Source organism: Methylolobus aquaticus (assembly GCF_054172105.1).
The window spans coordinates 36548-48868 of the sequence record NZ_JBSYXP010000008.1; the positions used below are offsets into that span (position 1 = coordinate 36548).

At 61.8% G+C, this 12321-nt stretch carries 13 protein-coding genes and 1 tRNA gene; 11 read left to right on the forward strand and 3 right to left on the reverse strand.

What is annotated here, in order from left to right; translation table 11 throughout:
• Positions 1–111: 111 nt before the first annotated feature.
• The 6 genes from ACW73L_RS12145 to ACW73L_RS12170 all read left to right on the forward strand — a co-directional run bounded on the left by ACW73L_RS12145 (position 112) and on the right by ACW73L_RS12170 (position 5918).
• The gene (locus ACW73L_RS12145; protein WP_498922314.1) at positions 112–963 is read left to right on the forward strand and encodes a hypothetical protein; all 852 of its coding nucleotides are present in this window, start codon (positions 112–114) and stop codon (positions 961–963) included.
• A gap of 147 nt (positions 964–1110) precedes the next feature.
• Positions 1111–2871, forward strand: coding sequence for a hypothetical protein (locus ACW73L_RS12150; protein WP_498922316.1), 1761 nt, complete (start codon positions 1111–1113; stop codon positions 2869–2871).
• A 174-nt stretch (positions 2872–3045) separates the two neighbouring features.
• On the forward strand, positions 3046–3426 hold the full coding sequence (locus tag ACW73L_RS12155; protein ID WP_498922317.1) for a hypothetical protein: 381 nt from the start codon (positions 3046–3048) through the stop codon (positions 3424–3426).
• 88 nt (positions 3427–3514) lie between these two features.
• Positions 3515–4615: a replication initiation factor domain-containing protein gene (locus tag ACW73L_RS12160; RefSeq protein ID WP_498922319.1), complete on the forward strand. Its 1101-nt coding sequence runs from the start codon at positions 3515–3517 to the stop codon at positions 4613–4615.
• Between the two features lie 14 nt (positions 4616–4629).
• The gene (locus ACW73L_RS12165; RefSeq protein WP_498922605.1) at positions 4630–4953 is read left to right on the forward strand and encodes a helix-turn-helix domain-containing protein; all 324 of its coding nucleotides are present in this window, start codon (positions 4630–4632) and stop codon (positions 4951–4953) included.
• Positions 4839–5918 (forward strand): tyrosine-type recombinase/integrase, encoded by a 1080-nt coding sequence (locus ACW73L_RS12170; protein WP_498922320.1) that lies wholly within the window; start codon positions 4839–4841, stop codon positions 5916–5918. The genes ACW73L_RS12165 and ACW73L_RS12170 overlap by 115 nt, the downstream gene beginning before the upstream one ends.
• Before the next feature lie 14 nt (positions 5919–5932).
• Here the strand turns inward: ACW73L_RS12170 and ACW73L_RS12175 are convergent.
• The 3 genes from ACW73L_RS12175 to ACW73L_RS12185 all read right to left on the reverse strand — a co-directional run bounded on the left by ACW73L_RS12175 (position 5933) and on the right by ACW73L_RS12185 (position 7710).
• Positions 5933–6009: transfer RNA gene (locus tag ACW73L_RS12175), tRNA-Pro, on the reverse strand.
• Positions 6010–6022: 13 nt separating this feature from the next.
• Positions 6023–7036: an octaprenyl diphosphate synthase gene (gene ispB / locus ACW73L_RS12180; protein ID WP_139559161.1), complete on the reverse strand. Its 1014-nt coding sequence runs from the start codon at positions 7034–7036 to the stop codon at positions 6023–6025.
• A gap of 242 nt (positions 7037–7278) precedes the next feature.
• Positions 7279–7710 carry a VanZ family protein gene (locus ACW73L_RS12185; protein WP_498922321.1) on the reverse strand — a complete coding sequence of 144 codons (432 nt, stop codon included), beginning with the start codon at positions 7708–7710 and terminating at the stop codon, positions 7279–7281.
• Between the two features lie 174 nt (positions 7711–7884).
• Here ACW73L_RS12185 and ACW73L_RS12190 point away from each other — a divergent pair, with 174 nt between their 5' ends.
• The 5 genes from ACW73L_RS12190 to ACW73L_RS12210 all read left to right on the forward strand — a co-directional run bounded on the left by ACW73L_RS12190 (position 7885) and on the right by ACW73L_RS12210 (position 12250).
• Positions 7885–8703: a polysaccharide deacetylase family protein gene (locus ACW73L_RS12190; RefSeq protein ID WP_498922323.1), complete on the forward strand. Its 819-nt coding sequence runs from the start codon at positions 7885–7887 to the stop codon at positions 8701–8703.
• A gap of 161 nt (positions 8704–8864) precedes the next feature.
• Positions 8865–9308, forward strand: a complete 444-nt coding sequence (locus ACW73L_RS12195) for a beta/gamma crystallin domain-containing protein (RefSeq protein ID WP_498922324.1) — start codon at positions 8865–8867, stop codon at positions 9306–9308.
• A 432-nt stretch (positions 9309–9740) separates the two neighbouring features.
• A complete protein-coding gene (locus tag ACW73L_RS12200) occupies positions 9741–10427 on the forward strand; it encodes a tellurite resistance TerB family protein (protein ID WP_498922326.1) in 687 nt (228 codons plus the stop codon).
• A 142-nt stretch (positions 10428–10569) separates the two neighbouring features.
• Positions 10570–11733, forward strand: coding sequence for a DUF937 domain-containing protein (locus ACW73L_RS12205; RefSeq protein WP_498922327.1), 1164 nt, complete (start codon positions 10570–10572; stop codon positions 11731–11733).
• 112 nt (positions 11734–11845) lie between these two features.
• Positions 11846–12250, forward strand: a complete 405-nt coding sequence (locus ACW73L_RS12210; protein WP_498922329.1) for a BLUF domain-containing protein — start codon at positions 11846–11848, stop codon at positions 12248–12250.
• Positions 12251–12321 lie beyond the last annotated feature (71 nt).

The window sequence follows — 12321 nt, forward strand, 5'->3', positions numbered from 1 at the left end:
TACTCAACTCTTGGCCGGCTTACACGCCCCATTCGGCGTGTCGTATTGCGCCGATTAGGGTGTCTATTACACCGTAGGCCTCACGACCGAACCTCCTGCGTACTGCGAACAATGCCGATCGAGTTCGAAGTGTTGGGCGATCAAACGAGGGTACGCCAATCATTCCCTTCGCCAACGGTCTACCTTGACCACTGGGCCATACGGCTCTTCTCCGATGAGCGCCAACTCCAAGACAGATTCGTGGCCACACTACTCAGGCAGGGCGGCACACTGCTACTCTCGAACTTCACGTTCGCAGAGTTCGCGCGTGACGACGATCGTCGCCATACAGTTGCTGCGGAGGAGTTCATCGAACGACTCCTGCCAAACATATTCCTTACGGATTTCGCGTTCGACAAGCTGCAAGAACAGGAACAGCTGGAACAGAACAACATTCAGCGCTTCTGGCCACCGGCAGACCTGCCACAGCTGAAGTTGTTTGCGGAGCGCGCCCAAGGCGAACCACATGGCTTCACAATGCGAGGCTTCATTGCCATGGCTCGCGACAACCATTCGCTGCTGGAAGGAGTCACCCGAGAGACGCTCGCGGCGATTCGTGCAGGGCTGGAAACACAGCGTGCCGACGCGGCGTACGTCCGAGCGGCGCGCAACATGCGCCCGACCGCCAAGCGAACGCGCATGATCGTCATCATGGCGGAGTTGATGCGCGAGTTCGTTCTTGACCCGACTTTGCCGTTCGTTGACAACGACATCATGGACATGATGCACGCGGCGGTGCCAGTGAACTGCTGCGACTTCGTCTTGCTAGATGGGGCCTGGGCAGACCGCGTGGCAAAGATGAAGCAGCGCATAAAGACTGCAGGAACACAGATGCCCGTCGCAAGCTGCTACTCCCGTCGAAGCGATGGAGTTGAACAGTTCTTGCAAGCGCTTGACAGCTTTCACCTGGCCGCAGCGCAGTGAGGCCAACCCTTTGCTGGAGCGGAACCTTCACCGTCTGCTCTCGTCCGCCCTCTCTGGTCTCTAAGAATTCAATCTACCTGATACGACATGTAGCTTGACAGAGGGGGGCCCCTCAGCTCAAACGTTATTTCTTTAGGTCACTAAAACATGAAGTTTCGAAGTCTTCACAAGTGGGTATTGAGCGACTCAGTTTGTGGCCTCCTTTTCTTTGCTCAGCGGCTAGACGAGTTGCTATTTGACTACTCGCTTGATTCGCATAAGCCAGCTGCACTCAATCCTCCGTTTCTGTGCATTGAAGCGCTGAATTTAATCGATGACGTTGAAGACGAGTTGATTGACGACGCCAATCTAGTACATGTACTGGATGAGCTTCAGTGGGCTATTCGGAATGACAGGATATCCAAGAGCTTGTTGGATGTACCGTTGGAACATTACCTTCTTTCTCACGAAACATCACTCAGTCAAAAGAAGCTACGTTTAGAAGTTCTCTCGAAGACGCTTGATCCAACTCGCTATCTCGAGAGGTGTCGCTCTCTTCTCAAAATCGCAATCGAAAAGCAGGCGAAAAAAGAAATAGATAGCTATTCAAGGGCACTCGTAACTTGCCTTGTCAATATTGGCTTGAGTAAAGCATTCCTCTGCCGAAAGACGAAAGAGTTCTTTTTCTTTGGGGACGCACCGGTCATCACAAAGCCTGACGACATTGAACTGTTCTTTTCCGAAATTGAGCCAACCATTCACGACTTCGACGTCTACTTCCTGGTGTCAAAGGACATTCGTACAGTAAAGAAGTCGATCAAGGAATTTCGTATTGACATTCTCGATAACATTCCGCAATCGCTGGGAGCGTTTGCAGAAGCCAATAGGTTCGTGCCTTCTGAAGACGAGGCACTAGTCCAAGTTCGAGATATTCGATCTTTTGACAGCTATTCCGCGCGCACAAAAGCGGAAAGGCGGATTGATACATTGCGGGACCTGTTTACTCTGTTTTTTCATCGAAACGAGCTACGTTGGAAACCAACTACGCTCATCAGCCAATGCTGCTCGGAGGTGCCCACCCTAATTGGCGCTCCGAAGAGTTCGATGGAAAAGGCGTTCGACATGAATCCCGTTCACGCGTCGAAGCGATTGAATTGGATGTTACGTAACCTCTCTTTGAAGTTTGGCGGCAGTTTTGACAAGTTTAATCGAATTGTCGACCTCCATGGAATTTGCGTCACCAATGAAGTTTCTGAAAATCAGTTATTGAATCTCTGGATTTCGATTGAAACATTGGTTCCATCGCATTCTGGAAAGAACAAGGTTGTCAATATCATCAGTTCGGTCGACCCGTTCCTGCGGCTCACTTATCTTCGGCGACTAATCGATAGAGCGCTTGCTGACCTATTGTTCTGGAATAATGGGGTTACAAGAAAGTTTCTAAAACAGGTACCGGATTTAAAGAGCAGCAAAGCAGCAATTCGACTGCTGCACCTTTTGGCGCTCGATAAAAATCAACCTCTACGGTCTGATCTATACTGCCGACTCAAAGATTTTCATCTTCTTAGGTTTCGCCTGTTCACGTTAGCTGAATCGTTAGGATCTCCGGGCTCAGTTAAGGATCTTCTGGATACCCACTCAAAGAAGGTGTCCTGGCAATTGCGGCGAATGTACAGAACTAGAAATCTGCTAGTTCACGCAGGAAGAACGCCAAGCTATCTACCGACCCTAATTGAAAATGGACACGACTACTTAGACCTTATTCTAAATGAAATTATGGAACGTTCGTGCGGTGAGTATCAGGTTGAAACCTTAGAACAGGCTTTTGAGCTTCAGAAACTGTTGCAGGAGCGCTTTGATAACGCGCTTGCAGGCCTAGAGTCATTCGACTCAAGCAATGTTGCTCTGCTGTACCAAGATGCGGGCTGACCCGACGGTCAAGAAGGACGGCCTTCAAGCTGCAAGTTCCCTCCGCGCTTCGCGCTCCGGGCGCCCCTCACCTCTACGTTAGGACTCGTAGGCCATTTCGCCGCCTCAACCTGAGGGGTTGCGAAGCTCCTTGCGTGGCGTTACCGTGTCGTTTATGGACGGACCAAAGACGCCATGCGCAAAAACCCAAAGTACGAACAGAACCTCCTGAGACTCGCTGTCCGCGATGAAGAGCGCATCGCCCAGTTGATGCGCGTCGAGCGGGACGCGCTGGCGAACTTCAAGGGTCAGCTCGACGAGTTGGAAGCCGCATTGGGCCTGCTGCGCTTCGGCGATCACGTCGGCTGGAAGGTCCTCGTGCTGGTCCACAACAAGCGCACCATCCGGAAGTACGAAGAGATCCTCGGCATCAACGTGCGGGAGTTCTTCCCGGAGGAAGGGCCGATGGCCTACCGCTCCCTGGGCTACCAGATCGCCAAAAAGCTTGGGAATTTTTGGAAAGCCGTCAGCGGCGACATCAAGGTCGAGCAGCGGCGCGAGATTAGTGACGAGTAGATCACAGATTCCACGCTAAGGGGTCACAAAGCCCCCTTCCTCCCGGCTACACTCTAGGGTAACTGATTACCCCTTTGGAGTGTACGCCATGAACCGTTCCGATCCCTCAGACCCGGGCCGCGGCCACGCGGGGCGCGGAGGCGCGCGACCGGACGCGCCCGCGCCCGGCGCGGCCGCTACTGCTGAGCTCGCAGGCTGCCATGTCGACGCCCCCTTGCCGGCGTCCCCCCGTGAGGTAATACGGGGGGAAAGTACCTGTGAGGACGCGGGCAAGGGAGTGGGTGACGCCGCGCTGATCGATTGGCTCAACGTCACCTTCCCGCATGTGCCGAAGCGGGGGAGTCGCGTGCTGGATGCCTGGCTCGTCGAGGATATGGAACGGATCTTCGGTATACCCGTAGGCAGCAAGCGAAAGAGCGGGCACCTGGGGTACACCGATTCCTGGGAACTGGGGCACCGTGTCGGGATCTTGGCGCAAGGCGGTGCGTCTCAAGGCGGGACCTGTTTCCTGAGTCTGTCCGGCGAAGCCTGCGCGCTGGTGCCGAATTGGCTGGCGGTGCATGGGTGGCTGGTGCAACGAGACGCCAAGATCACCCGAGTCGATCTGGCACACGACGACTACGCCGGGGTGTTCGACATCGCCACCGGCTTGGGTCTGTTGGCGACCGGCGGGTTCACGACCGGCGGACGCCCGCCGACCGCAAAGTACGTGGATGATCTCGGTTCCGGCCAGGGCAAGACCCTCTATGTCGGTAGTCGCTCTAGCGGCAAACTGCTCCGGATCTACGAGAAGGGCAGGCAACTGGGTGATCCAGACAGTCCGTGGGTTCGCTGGGAGTTGGAACTCCACTCGGTGGATCGCATCATCCCGCGCGATGTGCTGCTCCGGCCTGGGGTCTATCTCGCAGGCGCCTATCCCTGCATGAGCTGGGTGTCCGAGACACAAGAGCGCATCCGGACCCACAAGGCACGCTTCACGATCAGTTTCGAGCGGCTGATTCATTACGCCCGGAAGAGCTACGGCAAGCTGATCTGGTTCCTCTCCAACATCCTCGGTTGGGACGCCGCGCGGATCGTCGAGACGCTCTCGGTCGAAGGTACGCCCGCGCGCTTCGTCATGTCGGGGTTCCCCCTGGAACCGGAAGAGACCACATCCAAGGACGACAGCGCCGAGGTCGCCTCGCCGTGACCCAAGACTCGCTCGTGTGCAGCCTGGATGATGCCGCGCGTCTACTGGGTGGGATCTCGGTCCGCACCGTGCGGCGGCTGATCGAGGCCGGGGAGTTGCCGGTGGTTCGTATCGGTCGCCGGTTGACGGTGCCGGTCGAGGGACTCCGGGCATGGGTGGCGAGCCATACCCAAACCGCGCATAATGCTCCGCGCGCGGGGCATGTGCGACAGGAGACATACACATGCCTTACAAACGAAAAGACAGCCCCATCTGGTGGGTGTCGTACACCGACGCCAGCGGCCGACGCCTTAGGCGCTCTACTGGGACTACCGACCGCAAAGAAGCAGCTGGCCTAGAAGCGAAATGGAAGCTGGAGGCTTTTCGGCTCGAAAAATGGGACGAAGAGCCGACACGGATGTTTGACGAACTGATGCTCGCGTATCTGCAGGGGCCGAGTTTGGCGAAACGCAGCAGCGAGCGGGACCGGAGTTCCGCGAAACATTTGTTTCCGTTCTTTACAGGACGTGAACTGGCGAAGATTTGCGGGGCGGATGTCCGGGCCTATATCGCCATGCGGCAGAAGGCCGGGGTAGTGGCGGGCACGATCAACAAGGAAATCGCGTTGATCCGCGGTGCGCTGAACTGGGCGCGGAAGGAGCTGGAGTGGGACGTTCCGAACGCGTTCGCGGGGCGAAAGCTCCGCGAGCCGCCAGGACGTATGCGCTGGCTCACGCGGCCGGAGGCGGCGTGTTTGATCACTGCCGCCGGCAACGAGCCGAAAAGCGCGCATCTGGTCGACTTCATCGTGCTCAGTCTGCACACCGGGATGCGCTCGGGTGAATTGCTGGGCCTGGAATGGAGTCGAGTGGATCTGCAGGCGAACCTGGTCTACCTGCACGCGGAGCATCAGAAGAACGGGAAGATCGGCAGTGTTCCGATCAATCGGGATGCGCGCGAGGCGTTGCGCTCCCGGGCGCGGTTCCGAGCGACACATTGCCCGGGGTCGCCATGGGTGTTTGCCCATGAGTCGGGGGAACGACTGGCGTCGATCCACACCGGCTTCTACGGCGCGTGCCGGCGGGCAGGGATCACGGACTTCCGTCCGCATGATTTGCGCCACACCTGTGCCGCTTGGCTGGTGCAGGCCGGGGTGCCGATCAGGGAGGTCGCGGAGGTGCTGCGCCACTCCGACATTCGGATCACGATGCGCTATGCGCACCTGGCGCCGGAGAACGCCCGCGCTGCGGTCAGCGCCCTGGAGTCGGATCGGTCACGATTTGGTCACGCCGTAACCGGGTTCGACCGGCTAAGGGTCGTATAAAGGACTGTTTTTACTGGTCGGGGTGAGAGGATTCGAACCTCCGGCCACTGCCTCCCGAAAGCAGTGCTCTACCAGGCTGAGCTACACCCCGAAACTGGGAACGGTCAGTACGTGCGATCGACCGAGAATCGTGCGAGGCCGATGAGGGCCTGCTTGTAAGTGGATGCCGGGAGGATGTCGACGGCGGCGATGGCTTTGTCCGCCTCCTCTCTGGCACGCCGCGCAGTGTACGCGATTGCGCGTGTGGATTCAATGATCTTGAAGACTTCGCCGAAGACTTCGCGGTTGCCGTGTTCGATGGCGTGCGTCAGCAGTGCACGATCGGCTTCCGATCCGCGCTCCATCGCGTAGATCAGCGGCAGTGTCGGCTTGCCTTCGGCCAGATCGTCGCCGAGGTTCTTGCCCAGCTCGGCCGGATCGGCCTGGTAATCGAGCGAGTCGTCTATCAACTGGAAGGCGATGCCCAGATGCAGGCCATAGGCGCGCAGGGCCGTCTCCACTTCGGGCGGTTGTTCGGCGACCACCGCCGCCAGCTGCGCCGCCGCGCTGAACAGGATCGCCGTCTTCCGCGACACCACGTCGAGATATTTCTGCTCGGTCGTGGCGGGGTTGTTGCAGTTGAGCAGCTGGAGGACTTCGCCCTCGGCGATCGCCGTGGTCGTGCGGGACATGATTTCCATGATCCGCATCTTCTGCACCCGCACCATCAGCTCGAACGCGCGCGAGTACAAGAAGTCGCCGACCAGCACGCTGGCGGAATTGCCCCACAACGAGTTGACGGTGTCGCGGCCGCGGCGGAGCGAGGACTCGTCGACGACGTCGTCGTGCAGCAGCGTCGCGGTATGGATGAATTCGATGACCGTGGCGAGCGTGATGTGATTTTCGCCGCGGTAGCCGACGGCCCGTGCGGCCAGCAGCAGCAGGTTGGGTCGCAGGCGCTTGCCGCCGCTCTGAACGATGTACTGCCCGATCTGATTGATCAGGACGACGTCCGAGCTGAGTTCGGCCAGGATCAGGCGATCGACCGCGGCCATCTCTCCCTGGACCAACCCCTTGATTTCCGCTATCGACGGGGTGTTTTCCGTGGCGACCGATGCGGTGGTGGAAGCTTCATTCATCAAATGCGCTGACGCGGCTCAGGGAGGTCTTGGCGTTTGCCCCAAAATCGAAGCATGCTAAGTATGCGCAGGGCTGCTGTCAAGGAAGTGTTGCTGGGACGCGAACCGGGAAACTTGAGCGCCGGTCCCGCGCGAGCCGCTGCAAAGCAGTTCAGGTCAGGGGACCCGGTATCCTGTTCGCCGGGCCGGCGAGTCGATGCCCGAGTACGCCATGGCCAGCAGCGGCGATCAGGCGTGACAACTCAGGCCGGACCCAGGGCCAGCCACGAGTCGACCGCGGCCAGCATGCGCCCCAACGGCGACTGGGCCAGGATCAGTCCGATGGCGACGCCGAGTCCGTTGGCGACGATATCGAACAGGTCCGCGACGCGCGCGCCTGTGAACCCTTGCAGCAGCTCTATCGTGATGCCCAGGCCCAATAGGAACGCCGGCCAACGCCAGTGCGGCGCGAACGCCTGGCGGAACCAGAACATCAGGCCGGCATAGGCCGTCAGGTGCTGGGCTTTGTCCCACGCGAGCAGGGATGGCGGCTGTGGCGGATGCGGCGTTAGACTCAGCCACATGACGACGACGACCATCACCCAGCCGACGCCCTGCCAGAGGCGTGGAAATCTCAGTCGGGTCCGGGGTCTGCGGCCGGCGGTCAGCGGCGAACGCGGGGAGGCGTCGTCCAAGCGGGGGGCTCCGAAAAGGAAGGAAAGCGCGCGAATTATAACGGCTGACGGCTTCGGACACGTCGTGCTGCGGGGCGGTCGTCGGTGGCAAGCGCAGGGCTGCGGCCGGTTTCGCCCGCGCTGCCCTGGCTCTGGCGGGGTCCTGGGTGATGCGCATGGTGCGGGCGGTTTGGCATGACCGAACGATACGCCGCACTCCGCGCCTGGGTTCCGGCGCCCTTCGTCCAGGGGTCGATCTTGTTCCAGGTGGGCGGCTGGCCGCTGGCGCTGTCGGGCCTGGCGGGCGCGCCTTGGCTGGACGAGGCGCTGATCCTCAATCACGTGTTGCTGTTCGCGGCGAGTCTGCGGCCGCAGGACAGTCTGCTCGGTCCCAACCTGGTGCGTCTGCCCTCGGCAGGGGCGGTACGCAGCGAGGTCGCCCTGACCTTCGACGACGGGCCTGACCCGGACGCGACGCCGGCCGTGCTGGATCTGCTCGATCGGTATCGGGCGCGGGCGAGTTTCTTCTGCGTTGCCGAACGCGCGCGGCGCCATCCGGAGCTGACCCGGGAGATCGTGGCGCGAGGGCATCGGGTCGAGAACCATAGCGAGCGCCATCGCAACGGCTTTGCCTTCCAGGGGCCGCGCGCAGTGCGCGAAGAGATCCGCCGGGCGCAGCAAACCCTGGCGGAGTTGACCGGTCGCGTCCCCCAATACTTTCGGGCGCCGTTCGGCATACGCAATCCCTGGATCGCGCCGGTGTTGCGGCAGCTGGACCTGCGTCTGGTCAGCTGGACCCGCCGGGGTTACGACGGGGTACTGGGAAATCCGGAGCGGGTTTTCGCCTTTCTGGTGCGCGGACTGAGCTCCGGCGACATCGTGCTGCTGCACGATGGCTATGGCCCGCGGGATGGCCGCGGCCGGCCGGTCGTTCTGGAGGTGCTGCCCCGTCTGTTCGATACCTTGGCCGCCCGCGGGCTGAGCGCGGCCCCGCTCGATCCGGACGACGCCTGACCCATAGCGGTTCGGCCCCGTTTCGCGGGTCGGCTCCGCATCGGTAGTCGCACGGATTGCGCGCCGCTCGCCGCAGCTCGCATGCTGGCGTTGACCGGGACGGCCACGGCCGGCCCGGCGGCTTCGAACAGCGACCGACTCGGACGATGGAGGGCGCCATCGTGAATCCGCATCAAGTCCCCGTCAAAGGCACGGCCTGTCTGGCCGCGCTGCTCTGGTTCGGCGTGTCGACGGCAACAGCCGCCGGCGATTGCTGGATCGAGGTTTTCGACCGCACCGATTTCGCCGGCAATCGGGTCCGCATTGAAGGTCCGGCTGTGCTGCCGTCACTGACCCAACTCGGCGGCGGCGACTGGAGCGACCGGATCGAGAGCCTCGTGGTCGGTCCCGCCGCCTCGGTCACCGTCTACCGGAATGAGGCCTTGCGAGTCGACCCCGAGCCCGGTCCCGCGTATCACGGCGAAGCGATCAAGTCCTGGGGCGAAACCCCGGATGTCTACAGCGACCAGCAGGCGACCTTTGGTCCCGGCAAACGGGAGCACCATTTGGGCGAACTCCGTTTCCATCAAAACATCCGCTCGTTGAAGGTCACCTGCGGGCCCTGAGGCCCAGCTTGACGGCCGTCCGCCGTCACCCGCCAAGGCGCTGGATTCCCGTTGGTGCGGGAATGACGTGGTGGTCGGGCGAGTGAAGGGCGGCGTGCGATCGCCGAAACCTGAGGCCCTTCTTCCCGACGGCCTGCGCTCGACGCGATCGGCCTTGTCCTTCCTGCGCTGGCAGGGGCTTTAGAGCGCGGCAGCACCGTTCCCGGGGCGAAAGACTCCCTCTGCGACCGCTATATGCTGTCCGTTTGCCTCATGGACGACGACGCTGCTCGGTCGAATATGTCATCATCTGACCGGAGCGGGACCCGGGGTCTGCTCGTCTAAACGGTTTCGTGATCACAGGGTGTCGCGTTCCGCGGTCCACCGCTCATTCGGTAACACCGGTGTGCTGCAGACGCCGCGCCACGAATTGTTCGGAAACAGGAGGTTTTCATGGATTCGCGTTCCATCATCGATCTGTTGTTGAAGTCGGGCCAGGACCTGGTAAGCCAGGGGCGGACACTGGCCGAGGCCAAGCTCAAGATTCCGGAGTCAGGGCCCGAGCGCGACGCCATGCTCGCCGGCCTGGGGAAGGGCGCTGCGGTCGGCGGCGTGTTGGCCGTGCTGTTGGGCACTGGTGCCGGGCGCAAGCTGACGGGGACGACGCTCAAGCTAGGCAGTCTGGCCGCCGTGGGTGGGCTGGCCTACCAGGCCTATCAGCAATGGCAGCGCGGACAGAGCGCACCGGTCGGCGATCCGGGCTTGTCGGTCGACCAGCTAACGGGGCCTGCGGCGGAACAACGGGGTCTGACGCTGCTGCGGGCGATGATCGCTGCGGCGGGCGCGGACGGCCACATCGATGAGGCGGAACGCCGTTGCATCGAACAGCAGCTGCAGACCCTGGGCCTCGAAGGCGCGATGCTCGACCTGCTGCAGCAGGAGTTGCGCCAACCCCTTGGCGTCACCGACATTGCAGCGGCTGCGGACTCTCCGGCCGCCGCCCGCGAGATCTATCTGACTTCCATGAGCGTCATCGACGACAGCAACGAGCAGGAACGCGCCTATCTGCGCGAACTGGCCGCGGCGCTGGCGTTGCCTCCGGACCTCGTCGCCTTGCTGGAGTCGCAGGCGCGAGCCTGAGCTGGTTGCCGCCGTCCCCGCGAAGGACGATGGCGATGGGCGGGAGTAGGTCTGCAAAAGGGTTTTGGCGATATCCGTCGGGTGGTGAGCCGGGTATCCGTTCCGGACAACGGTGATCAAATCGACAACGGGGGAGGACGACATGGCTTTGAATATTCTGGAAATGCTGACCGATGCGCTGGGTGACGAACTCGTCAAGCAGGCTTCGGAGTATCTCGGCGAATCGAAGGCGGGCACGCAGGCAGGGTTGAGCATGATCCTGCCGGCCTTGCTCGGCGGGCTCGTCAAGCAAGGGTCCACAACCGACGGCGCCGGCAGCCTGCTGGAGACGCTGACGGGCTCGAACGTCGACAGCGGTCTGCTCGGCAATCTGGCCGGGTTGTTTTCCGGCGGGACGCGCACCGAGTCGCTGGTCGGTCTGGGTACGAGTCTGGTCAAGGGACTGCTGGGCGAAAAGGCCGCCGCCCTGGCGGGAACCGTCGCCTCCCTGACTGGCCTGAAATCCTCGTCTAGTTCAAACCTGCTCTATATGGCCGCTCCGCTGCTCTTCGGCTTCCTCAAGAAGCTGATCGGCGAGCAAAACCTCGATGCCTCCGGGTTGATGCGACTGCTTGCCGGGCAGTTGGGTTTCCTGAAGGGCACCATGGACGAACGCGTTGCCGGCGTGCTGGGCCTGGGCTCGTTGCTGGATACGAAGGCGCCGCGCCCGGCCGGGATGCCACGGACTGCCGGACGAACCGCGCTGGAGGCGGTCGACGAGGAAGCCCCTTCATCGTTGCGCAAGGTGTTGCCCTTTCTGTTGGCGATCGCTGCTGCACTGACGGCATTCATGGCGATACGGAGCTGCAAGCCGGACGTCGAGCCGGTGGCCGTCGCTCCGGCGCCGGTCGCTGCGACAGCCCCGGCCCCGGCCCCGGCCCCGGTTCCCGCTCCGAAACCGGCACTGGTGCCGGCAGCCCCCGCGCCCGCCCCGGTGGTTGCCGTGCTGCCGGCAAAGGTCTACTTCGCGGTGGGGTCCGCCGTCCTCGATGATACGGCCAAGAAGACCATTGCCCAGGTTGCCGCGGCCGTGAAGGCACAGGACCAGGCGGTGGATCTGACCGGCTACACGGATCAGACCGGCAACGCCGCGGCCAACAAGGCGCTGGCGAAGCGTCGTGCCCAGGCGATCAAGGGCGCGCTAACGGCAGCGGGGGTCGCTGCCGAGAAGATCAATATGAAGCCGCCCCTGACGATCACGGGTACCACGACTGGCAGTGGCTCCAATGCCGAGGCGCGGCGCGTCGAGATCTCGGCGGCACGATAACGAAGGACGTATCGCTCCGCGCGTGGCGGCATCCGCGCCGTCACGCGCTGGTGGGTCTGCCGGCCCGGGAAGGCCGATGTCTTGAGTAAGTCCGTTGGAAGTCATGGAACCCTTGCATTCCCTCGTATACGTCAGTGCCGCGGTCGACAGTTTCAGCGATGCTGCCCTGCAGGAACTGCTGGCGCGGGCCCGTCGGAAGAACGCGCAGTTGGATGTAACCGGGCTGCTGCTCTATGCCGATGGCAACTTCATGCAGTGCCTGGAGGGGCCACAGGCCACAGTGGGCACGCTGTTCGAAGAAATTTGCCGCGATCCCCGTCATCACCGGGTCATCACCCTCGTTGACGAACCGGTTGCGCGGCGCGAATTCGGCGATTGGGCCATGGCCTATCGTCGCGTGGATTTGCCGCAGTGGCTGCGCATTGCCGCGGCCTCGGCTCCGGATCGGGCCGGTTCGAACCAGGCCAGCGCCGTGCGCGAAATCCTGATCGATTTCTGGCGAACTTGCTCCCGCTAGCGGAGAGCGAATCGGGAAGGCTTATTCGGAGTTAGTGCGAGCTCTCCGCTGGCGTGGGTGGTGCTGCGGTC